This window comes from Kangiella shandongensis (assembly GCF_020005365.1).
Lineage (GTDB): Bacteria > Pseudomonadota > Gammaproteobacteria > Enterobacterales > Kangiellaceae > Kangiella > Kangiella shandongensis.
Map to the genome: position 1 here is coordinate 41201 of NZ_JACNML010000003.1, position 18281 is coordinate 59481.

12 protein-coding genes are annotated in these 18281 nt (G+C 45.6%); 11 read left to right on the forward strand and 1 reads right to left on the reverse strand.

The genetic code is table 11. From position 1 onward, the window contains the following. Positions 1–6: 6 nt before the first annotated feature. The 7 genes from H7708_RS03645 to H7708_RS03675 all read left to right on the forward strand — a co-directional run bounded on the left by H7708_RS03645 (position 7) and on the right by H7708_RS03675 (position 10585). Entirely contained in the window at positions 7–2019 is a 2013-nt protein-coding gene (locus tag H7708_RS03645) for an acetyl-CoA carboxylase biotin carboxylase subunit (RefSeq protein ID WP_223669119.1), read from the forward strand. A gap of 17 nt (positions 2020–2036) precedes the next feature. Then, on the forward strand, positions 2037–2978 hold the full coding sequence (locus H7708_RS03650) for a hydroxymethylglutaryl-CoA lyase (protein ID WP_223669120.1): 942 nt from the start codon (positions 2037–2039) through the stop codon (positions 2976–2978). A 58-nt stretch (positions 2979–3036) separates the two neighbouring features. Next, the gene (locus tag H7708_RS03655; protein WP_223669121.1) at positions 3037–3741 is read left to right on the forward strand and encodes a CoA transferase subunit A; all 705 of its coding nucleotides are present in this window, start codon (positions 3037–3039) and stop codon (positions 3739–3741) included. 11 nt (positions 3742–3752) lie between these two features. After that, positions 3753–4409 carry a CoA transferase subunit B gene (locus tag H7708_RS03660; RefSeq protein WP_223669122.1) on the forward strand — a complete coding sequence of 219 codons (657 nt, stop codon included), beginning with the start codon at positions 3753–3755 and terminating at the stop codon, positions 4407–4409. A 655-nt stretch (positions 4410–5064) separates the two neighbouring features. Next, a complete protein-coding gene (locus H7708_RS03665; protein WP_223669123.1) occupies positions 5065–7233 on the forward strand; it encodes a S46 family peptidase in 2169 nt (722 codons plus the stop codon). Positions 7234–7390: 157 nt separating this feature from the next. After that, positions 7391–7867 carry a hypothetical protein gene (locus H7708_RS03670; RefSeq protein WP_223669124.1) on the forward strand — a complete coding sequence of 159 codons (477 nt, stop codon included), beginning with the start codon at positions 7391–7393 and terminating at the stop codon, positions 7865–7867. Positions 7868–7957: 90 nt separating this feature from the next. Continuing rightward, on the forward strand, positions 7958–10585 hold the full coding sequence (locus H7708_RS03675) for an EAL domain-containing protein (RefSeq protein ID WP_223669125.1): 2628 nt from the start codon (positions 7958–7960) through the stop codon (positions 10583–10585). 56 nt (positions 10586–10641) lie between these two features. Here H7708_RS03675 and acnB read toward each other — a convergent pair whose 3' ends face one another. Continuing rightward, the gene (gene acnB, locus H7708_RS03680) at positions 10642–13254 is read right to left on the reverse strand and encodes a bifunctional aconitate hydratase 2/2-methylisocitrate dehydratase (protein ID WP_223669126.1); all 2613 of its coding nucleotides are present in this window, start codon (positions 13252–13254) and stop codon (positions 10642–10644) included. Positions 13255–13518: 264 nt separating this feature from the next. On the opposite strand from acnB, the gene H7708_RS03685 reads away from it, so the two are divergent. The 4 genes from H7708_RS03685 to H7708_RS03700 all read left to right on the forward strand — a co-directional run bounded on the left by H7708_RS03685 (position 13519) and on the right by H7708_RS03700 (position 18152). Continuing rightward, positions 13519–14046 carry a hypothetical protein gene (locus H7708_RS03685; RefSeq protein ID WP_223669127.1) on the forward strand — a complete coding sequence of 176 codons (528 nt, stop codon included), beginning with the start codon at positions 13519–13521 and terminating at the stop codon, positions 14044–14046. Positions 14047–14225: 179 nt separating this feature from the next. Continuing rightward, positions 14226–15590 carry an adenylosuccinate lyase gene (purB, locus tag H7708_RS03690; RefSeq protein ID WP_223669388.1) on the forward strand — a complete coding sequence of 455 codons (1365 nt, stop codon included), beginning with the start codon at positions 14226–14228 and terminating at the stop codon, positions 15588–15590. Between the two features lie 13 nt (positions 15591–15603). Further along, positions 15604–16758: a cupin domain-containing protein gene (locus tag H7708_RS03695; RefSeq protein WP_223669128.1), complete on the forward strand. Its 1155-nt coding sequence runs from the start codon at positions 15604–15606 to the stop codon at positions 16756–16758. A 14-nt stretch (positions 16759–16772) separates the two neighbouring features. Continuing rightward, positions 16773–18152 (forward strand): MATE family efflux transporter, encoded by a 1380-nt coding sequence (locus H7708_RS03700; protein ID WP_223669129.1) that lies wholly within the window; start codon positions 16773–16775, stop codon positions 18150–18152. The last annotated feature ends 129 nt before the right edge of the window (positions 18153–18281 follow it).

The following is an 18281-nucleotide window of genomic DNA, read 5'->3' on the forward strand; positions in this document are numbered from 1 at the left end:
GCATTTATGTTTACAAAAATATTAATTGCAAACCGTGGTGAAATCGCCTGTCGTGTGATTCAGACCGCGCAAAAATTAGGCATTCGAACGGTAGCGGTCTATTCCGAAGCCGATAAAAACGCTCGTCACGTGGCCATGGCTGACGAAGCAATCTATCTAGGCCCTGCTCCGGCAAAAGACTCTTATCTAAAAACGGAGTTGATCATTAAGGCAGCTAAAGAAACTGGCTCACAGGCAGTCCATCCAGGCTATGGTTTCCTTTCTGAGAATGCCGACTTCGCCAAAGCGCTGGCCGAAAATGATATTGAATTCATTGGTCCGCCGGAGGGAGCAATTATTGCCATGGGTTCAAAGTCAGCGGCAAAAGAAATCATGGAAGAAGCCGGTGTTCCTTTGGTTAAAGGTTATCACGGCGAGAATCAGGAGCCAGAATTCTTAAAGTCTCAAGCTGACGATATCGGTTATCCCGTTATTATCAAAGCTACTGCCGGTGGCGGTGGTAAAGGCATGCGTATTGTCTGGAAGGCCGAAGAGTTTGAATCAAACTTAGCTTCCTGTAAACGCGAGTCAGCGGCTTCATTCGGTGATGATAAGGTGTTAGTTGAAAAGTACATTACCAAGCCGCGTCATGTCGAAATTCAGGTGTTCGCGGATAAGCACGGTAACGCAGTTCACTTATTCGAGCGTGATTGCTCAGTGCAGCGCCGCCACCAAAAAGTGATCGAAGAAGCCCCTGCTCCAGGCATGGCTGAAGATAACCGTCAGAAGATGGGTGAAGTGGCTATTCGTGCCGCTCAAGCGATCGGTTATGTTGGTGCGGGTACGGTTGAGTTCCTGTATGACGAAGATGGTTCTTTCTACTTTATGGAAATGAATACTCGTCTACAGGTAGAGCACCCAGTTACTGAGAAAATTACGGGCCAGGACCTGGTCGAGTGGCAGCTTAAAGTGGCTGCTGGTCAGGAGTTACCAGAAAAGCAGGAAGATCTGAGAATTAACGGTCATGCGTTCGAAGTTCGTATTTATGCCGAAGATCCTCGACAGGACTTTTTGCCTGCAACAGGTTCTCTTCTGCATCTGAGTACACCGGAAGAAAGTAACCATATCCGTATTGATACTGGTGTTCGCCAAGGTGATACCGTTTCGGTGCACTATGATCCAATGATTGCCAAGCTTATTGTTTGGGATCATGACCGAAATGCTGCCCTCGCCCGCTTACGTGGTGCCTTAGCTCAATATCAGGTCGTTGGATTGACAACCAATGTAGAGTTCCTGTCTGCATTGGCGAGCAATCAAGCTTTCGAAGATTGTGATTTAGACACAAACTTTATTGAGCGTTACCGTGATGAATTAATTCTGGAAGATGCGCCTGCGGATGAAGACGCTTTAGTTGCTGCCACTGTCTACCAGCTGGTACAGCGTGAGCAGGCAGCAAAAAAATCAGCCAGCCAAAGTGCGGATCCTTACTCACCATGGAATCAAGTCAGCGGCTGGAGATTGAATACGGATAATCACCACGCGTTTGAGTACATTGATTACGTTGATAGTATTCCAAACGATGTTGTGGTTACCACCCACTTCCGTGGCGATGAGTATTTACTCGAGTTGCCTGAGAGAGAATTAAAAATCCATGCTGCCGAACTTAACGGCAGTAATTTACGCTTAGACGCAGCTGGCAAACGATTCAATGCCACAGTGGTAGATGACGGTAAAAGCCTCCATGTATTCGTGAATGGCAACTATCAGGTATTGGAGAAAGTTGAACGTGGTTTAGCTGGCGATTCCGAAGATGCCGGTGGTAGCTTAACCGCACCGATGCCGGGTACCGTTATTGAAGTGAAAGTTTCAGAAGGCGACACGGTCGAAGCCGGACAACCACTGATCATCCTTGAGGCGATGAAAATGGAGCACACCATTAATGCGCCAACGGCAGGTACCGTTGCTGAAATCCTATACTCAGCCGGTGATTTGGTTGATGATGGTGCTGAGTTATTGATACTGGATGCTGGAGAAGACTAAAATACCGGAGGAACCCAATGGTTCTAGTAGACGATCATATTGAGAACTTACCAAGCGAGGTGCGCATTGTTGAGATGGGTCCCCGCGACGGTCTGCAAAACGAGAAGCAACCCGTTTCGACTGATGTTAAAGTTGAGCTGATTAAGCGCCTAATTAACGCTGGTGAGAAAAATATCGAAGCCACTGCATTTGTCTCACCTAAGTGGGTGCCACAAATGGCCGATCATCACGAGATGATGCAGGCGATTACACCGCTTAAAGAAGCGAATCCAGAAGTCATGTTCCCGGTACTGACGCCAAATCTGAAAGGTTTTGAAGGCGCACTTGCGGGTAATGCCGAGGAAGTCGCGGTTTTTGCAGCAGCTTCAGAAGGGTTTTCACAGGAAAATATCAATTGTTCTATTGCAGAATCCATCGAGCGTTTTAAGCCAGTGGTAGCGGCAGCAAAAGAACACGGTATCAAAGTCCGGGGTTATGTCTCCTGCGTTCTCGGCTGCCCTTTCGATGGTGACATCGCCCCAGAGCAGGTAGCCAAAGTGGCCAAAGATTTATACGACCTGGGTTGCTATGAAATATCATTGGGCGATACCATCGGCGTCGGCACACCAGCGAAAGCAAAAGCCATGATTGAAGCGGTTACTACAGTAGTGCCCGTGGAAAAATTAGCGTGTCATTTCCACGATACCTATGGACAAGCGCTGGCAAATCTATATGCTTGCTTAGAGCTTGGTGTCTCAACCATCGATAGCTCTGTGGCAGGATTGGGCGGCTGCCCTTATGCACCAGGTGCAACAGGCAATGTTGCAACTGAAGATGTGATCTACATGCTGAATGGTTTAGGTATCAAAACAGGTATCGATTTAGACAAACTGGTTGATGCCGGGGTTTATATTTCGGATCAACTGGGACGCAAACCCGTGTCGCGCGTGGCGAATGCTGTTTTAGCAAAGAGAAAATAGCAGCACCAATATCGTTAGCGTCAAACAAAATACTCTTAAAATATGACGAGGAATTAAAATGTCAGGTTTTAATAAAGTCGTAAATAGTTACGAAGAAGCATTAGAAGGCTTCAAAGATGATATGACCGTCATGGTTGGCGGTTTTGGCCTTTGCGGTATTCCGGAAGGCCTTATCGAGCAAGTCCACCAGTTGGGCGCTAAAGGCCTAACTGCGATTTCCAACAACGCCGGTGTTGATGGCTTTGGTCTGGGTAAATGGTTAGACAAGCGCCAAATCAGCACCATGATCGGCTCTTATGTTGGCGAGAACGAGCTGTTCGAAAAATTACTACTGTCTGGTGAGATGGAAGTGATTCTAACGCCACAGGGTACGCTGGCTGAGAAAATCCGTGCTGGCGGTGCTGGTATTCCAGCTTTCTTTACTGCGACAGGCTTCGGCACTCAAGTAGCCGAAGGTAAGGAAACTCGTAACATCGATGGTCGTGACTATGTCCTTGAACCTTCGTTGACAGCTGACTTTGCGCTGGTTAAAGCGTGGAAGGCGGACACCATGGGTAACTTGATCTTCAACAAAACTGCCATGAACTTTAACCCGATGATGGCGACTGCCGGTAAAATAACCGTAGCTGAAGTTGAAGAAATCGTTGAACCGGGTGAACTGGATCCTAACTTTATCCATACGCCTGGTATCTATGTTCAACGCGTCATCAAAGGCGACAAATTTGAAAAACGTATTGAACAACGTACTGTTAAACAATCATAAGGAGCGCAATCATGGCACTATCACGTGAACAAATCGCCATGCGAGTGGCGCAAGAATTAGAAGACGGTTTCTACGTAAACTTGGGTATTGGTATCCCTACCCTGGTCGCAAACTATGTTCCTAAAGGCGTCGAAGTGATGATGCAGTCGGAAAATGGTTTGCTGGGTATGGGCGAATTTCCTACCGAAGAAACTATCGACCCTGACTTAATCAACGCCGGTAAGCAAACGGTAACTGCCGCAACAGGCGCAGCCTTCTTCTCTTCAGCAGAAAGCTTTGCCATGATTCGCGGTGGTCATGTCGACCTTACCGTACTGGGTGCTTTCGAAGTGGATCAGGAAGGTAATATTGCCTCGTGGATGATTCCAGGCAAACTGGTCAAAGGCATGGGCGGTGCAATGGACCTAGTGGCAGGCGCTGAAAACATCATCGTCACCATGACTCACGCCAATAAGCACGGCAAGTCCAAAATCCTTAAAAAATGTACATTACCTTTAACCGGTGCACAGTGCATTAAGCGAGTAATTACAGAACTTGCACTGATGGAAATAAAAGACGGCGCCTTCCACCTTGTAGAACGCGCACCAGGCGTATCGGTAGAAGAAATACAAGAAAAAACAGAAGCGGATCTAGTTATTCCAGACAACGTTCCAGAAATGAACGTTTAACTTGGTGCACTCGGTGTGACTTTGTTAAAAACAGACTGAAATGCTCATTTATAACTTATAAACTGCGCGTTTTCGTCACGTTTTTTCCTCGTCACACCGTCGTTCGCTTCGTTAAATATAATGGAAATATTAAAAAACGTTATAAAGCCAAGCTACTCTAGAACAACATTCTGGTATTGTAGGAAAGCCCCATGATGGTGAAATGCCATCTATATATTCTACTAAGTGCGGAGAGTCGCAGTCTAATTTCATTTCTTACCAGGTTTGATGAAAACTAGTAATTCAGTATATAGAATTACCAAACAAGACCTTTCGAGTATCAAAAATAATAGCAATTTAAAACAGGACGTTTTGAATAGCGAAATTCAGACCATGGATGGGATGTATTTCACGGTACCCGATGGGGCAGACCCTGCGTTAAGTGATTGATTAAATCCGAAGGAAGTTATACGCAGTATAGCCTTTCTTTTGGTTCCTTTTCTCTCAGCGACCTTAGGGAATGCCCATGGTACAAAAAAGGAACAAAGACAAGCCCCCCCTGCAACACTTATTTACATTTTACTACCCTCCTCCACTAGAAATTGTCTTCCATCCCTTTATATTGTTTGCTGGAAAATTTTAATACGAGTAAGACAGAACATTTCAGGGGATAACCATGAAGAAAGTATTATCAGCCGTGGCAATTTCAATAGCGGCTACAGCGTCGCCATTAATGGCAGACGAAGGTATGTGGCAACCAAGTCAACTCCCACAAATCGAAGATCAGCTAGAAGATGCTGGTCTGGAAATTGATCCGGATAATCTGGCCAAACTAACCGAGTTCCCGATGGGCGCGGTGATTAGTCTCGGTGGCTGCACGGCCTCTTTCCTGTCACCGAAAGGTTTGGTTGCAACCAACCACCACTGCGCTTACGGCAGCATTCAGTTCAACTCTACAGCCGAAAACAACTTATTAGAGAAGGGTTTCCTGGCTAAAGATTTCTCAGAAGAGTTACCGGCGGCTCCTGGGTCTCGGGTTTATGTTACCACTGAACTAACAAACGTTACTGATGCAATCAGTAGTGGCCTTACCGGTGAAATGTCTGGTATGGAGCGCTATAAAGCTGTTGAGACAAAAGAAAAAGAACTGGTCGCTGACTGCGAAGCCGAAGAAGGCTATCGCTGTAACGTCTATTCTTTCCACGGTGGTCTTGAGTACTATTTAATCAAGCAAATGGAAATCCGCGACGTACGTCTGGTCTATGCACCATCATCACATATCGGTAAATACGGCGGCGATGTGGATAACTGGATGTGGCCACGTCATACGGGTGACTTTTCTTTCTACCGTGCCTATGTGGGTAAAGACGGCAAACCAGCAGATTACTCCAAAGATAACGTGCCTTACGAGCCAGAGCATTTCCTAAAAGTTAACGCCAACGGCGTATCGAAAGGCGATTTCGTTATGGTTACGGGTTACCCGGGGCGTACCAACCGTTACCGCACCAGTGCCGAAGTCGAAAACGAGTTCGAGTGGCGTTACCCTACTTTCCGCGGGATTTTGCACAAATACATCGACATTATTAAAGAAAATGCGCCTGAGGGCAGCGACGCGCGTGTTAAATATGCCAGTACTTTAGCCGGCCTTAACAATGCGGAGAAAAACTGGGGCAGCATGATCGAAAGCTATGGAAAAGGTGATTTGCTGGAGCGCCGCCAAAAGCTTGAAGCTGACTTAGAGGCATGGCTGCTAGACAACCCTGAAATGAAAGAGAAGCACGGTGATGCACTAGTTCAACTAGACAGCCTGATCAAAGAAGCTCTCAAAGACCAGGCTATTGAGCTTAAAAGATGGGGCATGAGTCGTGATACGTTAACGGGTACTGCTGCTAAGTTATATCGTTTAGCGATTGAAAGCGAAAAACCTGATGCACAGCGTGAACCAGGCTACCAGGAGCGTGACATAACACGAATCAAGGAAAGCCTTAAACGCATGAATCGTCGCTGGGACGCGGATGTCGAAAAAGCACTTTACAAGCATTTCGTTGCTGAATATGCCAAACTTCCGGCAAAAGATCGCATTAAAAGCTATGACAAGTTCATGGGAATCGAGTCTGATTTTAATGCTGACCAGTTCAATGCTAAAGTCGATAGAATGTTCGCCGAAACAAAACTTATAGATGAGCAGGTTCGCCTGAGCTGGATTGGCCGTTCGGTCGAAGAGTTTAAAAACTCTAATGATCCATTTATCCAATTGGCCGTTGCTACCTATGAAGAGAAGCACAAAAAAGAACTGGAAGATAAAGAGCAGTCGGGAAAGTTCAAGAAACTACGCCCGCAATACATGGCTGCAATCATCGACTATTATAAGTCACAGGACAAAGCGGTTTACGCTGATGCTAACAGTACACTTCGAGTGACTTATGGTAACGTCAAAGGTTACTCACCGAAGGATGGCATGTATGCAACACCTTTTACCACGCTCGAAGGTCTTGCAGCTAAACATACAGGCAAAGCCCCATTTATCTCACCGGCGAAACAACTGGAGCTGATTAAAGGTAAGGAGTTTGGTGAATACAAAGATCCTGCTTTAAACAGTGTCCAGGTCAACTTCTTATCTACTGTAGATACGACTGGTGGCAACTCAGGCTCACCAACCATGAATGCCAATGCCGAATTTGTTGGTTTATTATTTGACGGTGTTTATGAGTCGATTATTGGCGACTGGGATTACAATCCGGATCTAAATCGCTCTATCCATGTCAGCAGTGCTTATATGCTATGGGTAATGGAGCACGTCGATGGCGCTGATAACCTCATTAAAGAAATGAAAATTGTCAGATAATCCATTGAGCTAACAAAACTTTTCATTTAAAAATGTAAAAACTTTAAGAGCAGCCTAACCGCTGCTCTTTTTGTATAGATTTTAAACAATATGACAAACATCCGACCAGTACTCCCTTATAATGGTGTTGAACTCTTAACACAACTGGATAGTTTAAATGCGTACGGGAAAACAGTTACAACAGAAAGCACCTGCTCACAAACCCCTTATCCAGGAGCTGACTATCACAAGAATTGACGTTCCCGTGGTTACCCTGCAATACCCTCATAACGTCATGTTTTGCGAAGCTTTTCTGCGCCAAAAAGACGAGTTTATTCAGTCCTGCTACCATCAACAGAATAACCGCTTACCCCAACTACTCATCAAGTTAGATGGAATTTCAGACGTTTCCAGCGATCTAGCCTCCTATATCCAGAGCAAGCACCATCAGGCTTTATACTCCTCTGTGGCCTATGTCTTAAGTCAAGGTAATATGGCCGTTCTTGAACAGCATCATCTTGAACACCTGGTCGCCAACCACCTACAAAACTCTCCAACAAGCGGCAGTAACTTCTATCCTATCGGTATATTTACCAGCGCTGGACAGGCTCTGGAGTGGTTAACATCAAGACCTGGCAGTCATCACCTTAGCTAAGCAAATTATATTGCCAAAACCCCGGAAAAATACTATGGTAAATGCATAGTGAGGGGTAACCAATTGTATAAATTTTTGATAAGAACCCTAGTGTTTTTAGCAGTGTTCTTATGTTGTGGGCTATTAACACCTGATATTCTGGCTAGCGAGCAGACCAAAGAGCCTAAGCGTTCTTTGCGAGTAGCTATGTTTAATGCTCCTCCTATTATGGAGCTTACCGAAGACAACAAGCGTCAAGGCTTTATGGTTGAACTTCTTGAGCAGATGGCTCGGGAAGAAGACTGGGATATAGAATGGGTCAACATGGACTGGCCTCAAGCAATTCCAAGAACTCTCAATAATGACATCGACCTGATTCCATTTATCGCCTATTCCGAGGCCCGCGCCGAACTTCTTGATTTTAACGAAGAAGGCATCCTTACAGGTTGGGGACAGGTCTATGTGCACCATCAAGAAAAAATGCCGGAGAACATCATCGGCCTTTCAGGAAGAACGCTCGGCATTATCAAAAATGAAGTCTATGGTATAAAACTAGCCAATCTCTGCGACTTATTCAGTATCGAGTGCAACTTCATTGAAGTGGCGACCTATCGGGAAGCATTCGAGCTACTCGAAAAACGCTCCGTTGCCGGAATCGTTACCAGTAACTTGGTCAGTTATGGTTATAACAATGAGTTAATACGAAAAACCCCTATTGTATTCGAGCCACGCAAGGTTTTATTTGCCACCGCAAAAAATACCAACACCAATTTGCTGAAAACGATTGACCGCTATACACGGCTTTGGCGTTTCGACGAAAGATCCATCTATTATCAATTAAAAGACAAATACTTAACTGAAATTGCTCAAACAAAGCCTCTTCCTCCATGGCTGCTATATGTGTCACTCGTGATCCTCAGCTTGCTCCTCTTCGCAGCCCTAATCGTTTTTATCTTAAGAAAGCAGGTCAAAATACAAACCCAGGATCTGGAGGATAAAAGCGATCAAATTCGGCAGATCATCAACTTAGTGCCTCACATGATTTTTGCCAGTAATGCCAACGGTAAGCTTATTCTGGCAAACCGTTACGCCGCCAATTTCTTTGGTATTAATATGAAAGATATTGAAGGGTACCGCCAAAAGGACTTAATTTCACACGTGCCCAAAGCCAAAAGTCTGTTCGAGGAGGAACAGTTACTCTTAAGAAGAGACGCGCACGCCATTCAAAAAGAAATAGAGGCCTACAACATTGAAGGCCAGAAAATCATGCTCAAGATTTCAAAAGTCCCTTTTGTCACCCGCTATAGCCGCATACCGTCAGTCGTGACTGTCGGCGTGGACATCACCGAATCAAAAGAGTATGAAAGCCAAATTCAGCACATGGCGCAACATGACTCACTTACCCAGCTACCCAATCGCCTGTTACTCAAGGATCGCATCCACCAATCGCTAGCCTTAACGCAACGCTATGATCAAAGTGGCGCAGTGCTATTCATTGATTTAGATTATTTTAAGAATATTAATGACTCTCTGGGTCATATGGCAGGTGATAATCTTCTGCAAGAAGTTGCGGTTCGATTAAAGAATGTCGTTAGAGAAGGTGATACTGTAGCCCGCCTTGGCGGCGATGAATTTATAATACAACTCAACCAGCTAGACAGTGATCAGCTGGAAGCAGAAAAAGCAGCTTGTAAAATCGCAGAGAATATAAACTATACACTTGCTCAGGAATACCATGTTGATGGTCATAAGCTATTTACAACAGCTAGTATCGGTATTGTAATTTACCCGCGCGACGCCAATACCGAAGAGTCCATTATACAAAGAGCCGATACCGCTATGTATTACGCGAAATCAATGGGCCGCAATCGCTATGCTGTGTTTAAGCGTGAAATGGAAAAGGTTGTGGTTCGCAACCACCTGCTCGAACGCGAGTTAAGAAAGTCGCTGGTAGAGTCTCGTTTGTTACTGAGATTTCAGCCGCAAATTACTAATGACGATAATGAGTTTATCGGCGCCGAAGCATTGCTACGCTGGAACCACCCAACCGAAGGCATTATATCCCCGGCAGAATTTATCCCTATCGCTGAAGAAAACCACTTAATTATTCCGATCGGTGAATGGGTACTTAAACAAGTTTGCTTCCAAATACAGCATTGGCTTGAACAATACGGCATATCACCATTCATCACGGTGAATCTTTCAGCAGTCCAAATTCGTCACTCGGATCTTGTCAATTACATTAAAGAGCTTCTGGAAAGAACACAAATTCCACCGCATTTACTTGAACTCGAGGTGACGGAGACCGTATTATTGCATGAAGCTCGAATTTCTATTGATGTTCTGCAGGAGCTTAAAAAGCTGGGGGTTAGATTGTCTATTGATGACTTCGGTACAGGCTATTCTTCTCTTACCTACCTCAAAAAACTACCGCTGGACAAGCTGAAAATAGATCGCTCCTTTATTAAAGATATTCCAGGCGACCCCGACAGCGAAACCATCATCCGTACTGTTATTGGCATGAGCCATGACCTGGGTTTAGAGGTTATCGCCGAGGGAGTAGAAACTAAAGAGCAACTGGATTATCTATGCAAGGAACGCTGTTGCATGTTCCAGGGCTTCTACTTTGATCCTCCAATCACTTTGGAGCAAATTGAAGAAAAATACTTTCCAGAAATTCAGCGAAAAGCCAAGAGCAGTAGTACAGTCATAAACCTCAATGACTACTCGAAAAAATAAAATCGAAGAGTTACAAAAAAGCCCGCATGAAGCGGGCTTTTTATTAACAATGCGAATTAAGCATCGACGGTTACCTGATTGGAAACAGGAATCGTCACTTTATTCGCCTGCTGCTTATATTCTTCCATCTGGTGGAAGTTCATATAAACGTAGATATCATCTGCCATGGAATCAATCTTATCGGCGTACTGTTTGTACTCCTCAACCGTTGGCAACTTACCAATAACCGCAGCAACAGAAGCAAGCTCCGCAGAGGCCAGGTAAACGTTAGCACCCTGTCCTAAACGGTTCGGGAAGTTACGCGTCGACGTCGAAACCACCGTTGATTTAGGTGCAACTCGTGCCTGGTTACCCATACACAATGAGCAGCCTGGCATCTCTAAACGAGCACCTGAACGGCCGAAGGTATTATAGTGTCCCTCTTCCATCAACTGGTGTTCGTCCATTTTAGTCGGCGGAGCAATCCATAAACGTGTTTCTAACGTGCCAGCTTCGATATCTTCAAGCAGCTTGGCCGCTGCACGGAAGTGACCAATATTAGTCATACAAGAACCGATGAACACCTCATCAATCTTATCACCAGCAACTTCGCTTAGAAGACGGGCGTCATCTGGATCGTTAGGAGCGCACAACACTGGCTCTTTCAGATTATCCATGTCAATTTCGATAACTTCGGTATACTCTGCGTCAGCATCTGCAGATAACAAGCTTGGATTATCTAGCCACTCCTGCATCTTCTCAATACGACGTGACAGCGTACGCTCATCACCATAGCCGTTAGAAATCATCCACTTAAGCAATACAATATTTGATTCTAAGTATTCAGCCACTGATTCTTCGCTTAACTTAATGGTACAACCCGCAGCTGAACGCTCAGCTGAAGCATCCGAAAGCTCAAATGCCTGCTCGGCCGTTAAGTCTTCAAGACCTTCAATCTCAAGAATACGGCCAGAGAAAATATTCTTCTTACCCGCTTTTTCTACCGTCAAGTGACCATCCTGGATCGCTTGATAAGGGATCGCATGGACCAGATCACGAAGCGTGATACCAGGCTGACGCTTACCTTTAAAGCGAACCAATACCGACTCAGGCATATCCAAAGGCATAACGCCTGTCGCAGCGGCGAATGCAACCAGACCGGAACCTGCCGGGAACGAAATCCCCAATGGGAAACGTGTATGCGAGTCTCCACCAGTACCCACAGTGTCAGGAAGCAACATACGGTTCAACCAGCTGTGAATAATACCGTCACCAGGACGAAGCGAAACACCGCCACGGTTCATGATGAAATCTGGAAGCGTGTGCTGCGTACCAACATCGACAGGTTTCGGGTAAGCCGCGGTGTGACAGAATGACTGCATGACTAAGTCAGCAGAGAAACCCAGACACGCTAAATCTTTCAACTCATCACGCGTCATAGGACCAGTTGTATCCTGAGAGCCAACCGTCGTCATTTTAGGGACACAGTATTGACCAGCACGAACACCTTCAACACCACAGGCACGGCCAACCATCTTCTGCGCCAGCGTATAACCTTTGCCAGAGTCAGTAACCTCTTCTGCGTTACGGAATAAGTCCGTCGCGTCCAAACCTAAGTATTCACGAGCACGCTCTGTTAAGCCACGACCAATGATAAGAGGAATACGACCACCCGCTTGGACTTCATCAAAGATAACCTTGCTGCCGTATTCAAACTCAGAGATGACTTCGCCGTTCTTAGTCACTTTACCTTCATACGGGTAAAAATCGATAACATCGCCCATTTCCATTTTTGACACGTCAAGCTCTACTGGCATAGCGCCCGCATCTTTCATCGTGTTATAGAAAATTGGAGCAATTTTACTACCGAAACAGAAACCACCGGCACGCTTGTTTGGTACATGAGGAATATCGTCACCCATCAACCATAATACTGAGTTCGTTGCAGATTTACGTGAAGAGCCAGTACCCACAACGTCACCCACGTAAACAATTGGGTTGCCTTTCTCTTCAAGCTTTTCAATCAAGCTCATTGGGCCAATTTCACCCTCTTTATCCGGGTCGATACCTTCACGAGCATTTTTTAACATTGCTAATGAGTGAAGAGGGATATCTGGACGTGACCAGGCATCCTGTGCTGGAGACAAATCATCAGTATTGGTCTCACCCGGCACTTTAAATACGGTTAGCGTAATTTTTTCATCCATTTTTGGCTTTTTAGTAAACCACTCACCTTCTGCCCAAGACTTAATCACGTCTTTTGCAATCTCGTTTCCGTTATCTGCTTTCTCTGCCACATCGTGGAAAGCGTCGAACATTAATAAGGTGTCCTTTAGCTGTTCGCCAGCTAACTCGCCCAATGCTTTATCATCAAGCAACTCAACCAATGTTGCGATATTATAACCGCCTAACATAGTGCCTAGAAGCTTAACAGCGTGCTCTTTATTAACCAGCGGAGATTCTGCCTCACCCTTAGCGATCGCAGCTAAAAAGCCTGCTTTAACGTAAGCTGCTTCATCGACACCTGGAGGTACACGATCAGTTAAAAGCTCAACTAAGAACTCTTCTTCACCTGCTGGTGGATTTTTCAGTAATTCAACAAGCTCATTCACTTGCTCTGCGCTCAAAGGCAAAGGTGGAATACCTTGCTCAGCACGTTCTGCTACATGTTTTCTGTATGCTTCTAACACGCTATATTCCTCATTTTTGGCAAATTCAAATCTTTTACGATTCAGTTTTTACTAAGAAGGCTACGATGACCCGCCTTTAGCTATCAATCAAGGCATTTCAAGGTTTTTCGACGCCATTCCCGGCGCTTTTCAGCAACCTCCCCTGAAAATTGGCGGCTGATTATAACACAGCATGCGACGAATGTGAGGTGTATCTTGTTCAGGAGTGATTCATCATGATTATAATAAGCTATAAACCAACACTAATATAGAATTAGGGGATAAATGATGAATAAACAAAGAGTAACGCTCATAGGTATTGCAGTGGCATTTGCTATAAGCGGCCCAGCAGTACTGGCCAAAGGAAAGCCCCCTCACGCCGGAAAACAAAACGAAAAAGCTGCTGAAGCTTATGATGACAGACTCGAAGACGCCCAACATCGCTTGGAGCCTAAGCCCGATAGACGTGAACGCTATTTCGATGATCGTGACCGTAACATCATTTCAGACTATTACGACCGTCACTACCATGATCGTGACTATCGCGAAGCTAACCGCGCTAACCTGCCGCCAGGCTTGCAGAAGAAGTATGAACGCACAGGGCAGCTACCTCCGGGCTGGGCTAAGAAGTTAAACCGTGGCGACGTTCTTCCTATTGATATTTACCGACACGGCCATGAAGTCCCCTACGACCTGCGTCGCCGGTTACCCATTGGTCCGATAGGCAGCAAAATCATCGAGGTTGAAGGTAAAATTATTCGTGTGATGGAAAACACCCGAGAAATCATCGACATTCTCGATATAGGCTTCTAGCAGTCTTCCAACAGAAAAAGCCAGTTTCGCCTGTTTTTTATTCCTACAGGGTGGGCCTCGGCCCACCTTACGTTCATTCCTACATCACCATCTTCTTATGCTTACTTTTAAACCGAGTATAAGGTATGATCAGCCCCTTTAAAGAATTGATCATTAGCTTTCACGGATAAGGTATGACGATGCAACTTTCCGCTTTAACTGCAATTTCTCCAGTCGATGGCCGCTACGGTTCAAAAGCAGCCGATTTACGTCCTATTTTCAGTGAATACGGCCTATTAAAATACCGCGTCACGGTTGAAGTACGCTGGTTACAGGCTCTATCACAAACCTCTGAAATCAAAGAAGTACCCCAGTTTTCTGCCGAAGCTAACCAGCTTTTGGATAGTATTGTCGCAAACTTCTCTGAAGACAACGCGGCACGCATTAAAGAAATCGAGCGTACGACCAACCATGATGTTAAAGCCGTCGAGTACTTCCTGAAAGAACAAGTTGCTGACAATAATGAAGTAAATCAGGTCAGTGAATTTATCCACTTTGCCTGCACGTCTGAAGATATCAATAACCTGTCTTATGCACTGATGCTTAAGGAAGGAACAGAAGCTTTGATAGACAGCCAAAAGCAGGTTGTTACTGCAATCCGTGATCTGGCAGGTCAGTTTATTGAAGTTCCAATGATGTCTCGGACTCACGGCCAACCAGCATCGCCTTCGACAATGGGCAAAGAAATGGCCAACGTCGTTTACCGCCTTGAGCGTCAATTGAAACAGATTGAAGGCCAGGAAATCCTCGGCAAAATTAATGGTGCAGTAGGTAACTACAATGCTCACCTGTCTGCTTATCCAGAGTTTGACTGGCAAGGCTTTGCTGAAAAATTTGTCACCTCGCTTGGTTTAACCTGGAATGCTTATACAACTCAGATTGAGCCGCACGACTACATGGCCGAACTGTTTGATGCTGTAGCGCGTTTTAATACGATCATTATCGACTTTGACCGCGACGTCTGGGGCTACATAGCTCTGGGTCACTTTAAGCAGAAGACTGTTGCTGGCGAAATTGGCTCTTCGACTATGCCACATAAAGTTAATCCTATCGACTTCGAAAACTCGGAAGGTAACTTAGGCATTGCCAATGCCTTATTTGGTCACCTGACCATGAAATTACCTATTTCTCGCTGGCAGCGCGACCTTTCCGACTCTACGGTTCAACGCGTCCTGGGGGTTGGGTTTGCTCACAGCGTGATCGCATACCAGGCAACATTAAAAGGTGTTTCCAAGCTGGAAGTTAACGAACAATCACTGCTTGATGAACTGAACTCCAACTGGGAGTTACTGGCGGAACCAATTCAAACAGTAATGCGCCGCTACGGCATCGCAAATCCCTATGAGAAGCTAAAAGAGCTGACACGTGGTAAGCGTGTGACTCAGGATGACATGAAGGTCTTTATTGATAGCTTAGAGCTTCCCGAAGAGGAAAAAGAGCGCTTGAAACAGCTAACGCCTGCGACGTATATTGGTAATGCAGTCGAACAAGCAAAATCCATTTAGTAAAACAAAGCTTATGGCGCAAGATCAGTCCAATATATTAGGTTCAGTCAGTCCAGAAGAGTTCCTTTCTGAGTATTGGCAGAAGAAACCGCTACTGATTCGTGGTGGTTTTGATGACGATCCTGCGCTTATCAGCCCTGAAGAACTGGCTGGCTACAGTCTGGATGATGATATCGAGTCACGATTAATTCAGCACGATGATAACCAGCAACAGTGGCAGCTCTCACACGGCCCTCTGGACGAAAAAGTTTTTCGGGAATTAGGAGAAGCCAACTGGACGCTTTTAGTGCAATCACTGGATTACTTCCACCCGCCTCTTCAGGAGCTAACTAAAACCTGTTCCTTCCTGCCTCGCTGGCGTCTGGACGATATTATGGTGTCCTTTGCGACCGATAATGGCGGTGTTGGCCCACATCTCGATAAATATGACGTATTTCTGGTACAGGGGGAAGGACAGCGTCGCTGGCGTATTGGTTATCAGGGACAGAATGTTAGTAGCATCAACCCTCACCCCCACATAGCACAAGTTGAGCCTTTTGAGGCAACCATTGATGTTATCGTCAACCCTGGTGATATTCTGTATATTCCTCCAGCAACACCGCACTGGGGGATTTCAATCGGTAACAGTATAACCTACTCCATAGGCTTTAGAGCTCCGAGTATTGGTTCCATTTTGGATGCATTACTCAGCTCCCAATCGTTGCAGTTTGATAGCCTGTGGCACGACGGAGGCAAGCTTAAAAAGTATCATGCATTTGGTGCGTTACATTCGGAGCTCCCAGACTGGGCTCAAGACGAGTTACAGCATTTACTAAACCGGCGCGAACTCCTAATCGCAGCAGGCAAAACCGTGACAGAACTGAAATACCCAGAAGCCGTAGGTTCAGTAAACCTGCCAAAAGCACAGGAGCTATCAGAAATTGCCCTGACGGAAGGGATTGAATTAAGTCCATTAGCCAGAATTGCGTACTTTGAGCATGAACAGGCATTGCTCACGTTTATTAACGGAATCTATTTCCAGTTCCCGATAGGACTGGAAAAAGCGATTCAAAAACTCAACCATCAGTTTCATTTATCGAAGAATGATCTGGATGAACTCCCGCGTTTGCCGCTCGGTGAGTTTTTAAGCCACGGCATCGCTCTTGGCGCATTGAGACTACCAGAATAAAGCAAAGACACCTTATGGAAAAGCATTCACTACGCCACATTGGTGAAGAAAGTGGCGCCCTGATCAAAGTCGCCATCCCGGCCATTCTGGCGCAACTCGCACAAATGACACTCGGCGTGGTTGATACCTTGATGGCTGGTAACTATAGCAAACATGCACTGGCGGCAGTGGGTACCGGTGCCAACACCTTTATGATTATATTTTCACTCTACTTGGGCCTAAGCTTCGCGTTAAACCCAATGGTGTCGCACTTTAATGGTCAGGGGCAGTTCAAACAGATTGGCAAAACATTTCAACTGGGACAATTGATTGCTATTGCCTTTGGCGTGATTGTCTTTGTTATTTTAAGAAATATGCACTCACCTCTGCTGTTGATGGATGTCAGCCCTGGTATTGCTAAGTTAACATCTGAATATTTAACGGCAATGAGTTGGGGAACGTTACCAGCCTTTATGTTTCTAGCTCTACGCTCGGCCAATGAGGGACTCTTCTCAACCAAAGCCATTATGGTGTGCTCCTTTCTGGTTATTCCATTTAACGTGTTGTTCAATACTTGGTTTATTTATGGCGGTTTAGGGTTACCAGCGATGGGCGCGGTTGGTGTTGGTTATGCCACCAGTGTCGTTTGGTCGCTACTCTTTTTATTTCTGCTGATTTATACCTATAAAAATCAGCGATACGATGAAATGGATATTTTCAAGAATATCAGTTGGCCAAAGCCCAAGCTCATCAAGGAATACTTTACCGTTGGCACACCAATTGCCGTCGGAATGCTGATGGAAGTCGGTCTTTTCGGCATGATCGGTATTATGGTAGCCCGCTATGGGGTGGATTTAACCGGCGCACATCAAATAGCGATGAACATTGCTACCGTTGCCTTTATGGTCCCTCTGGGTCTTTCCGTTGCAATAACGGCGCGAGTTGGCTTTTGGCAAGGCAAGCAAAATTACCGCCAGATGCGGTTAGCTGGTTTTTGTGGCATTGGCCTGAGTGTACTGTTTCAAGCACTGTCAGTGACCCTGATGCTATTGTTCAGGCATGATTTTGTGGGCTTTTATACAGATAATCCGGAACTCATTAATTTAGCAGCCAGTTTGATCTTCCTGGCTGCCATATTCCAGTTTTCGGATGGTCTGCAAATCAACAGCGCCGGTGCCCTACGGGGCATGAAAGATACTAAGGTGCCCATGATTTATATGGGCATTGCCTACTGGATCTTCGGTTTCCCCATTGGCTATTATTTAGCTGAATATCAAGAGCTTAAGGTTCAAGGCTTCTGGGTTGGCATTATTATTGGCCTATCAATAGCAGCGGTTCTACTGTTATCACGATTTATTCGTCGCTCCCGGCATGCTATTCAATTCGCCCAACAGAATGGTAAAGCGAACCTTTAACCGACTTGCGACTTGTCATGCTTCGGTTTACCATTACGCCTTGATAGCCATCGAAATACCGAGTTTTCTAACTCTTGGAGTTTAGCGTGAATCCTTATTCAGTCGATAACTACGACCGTCCCGTTCTAG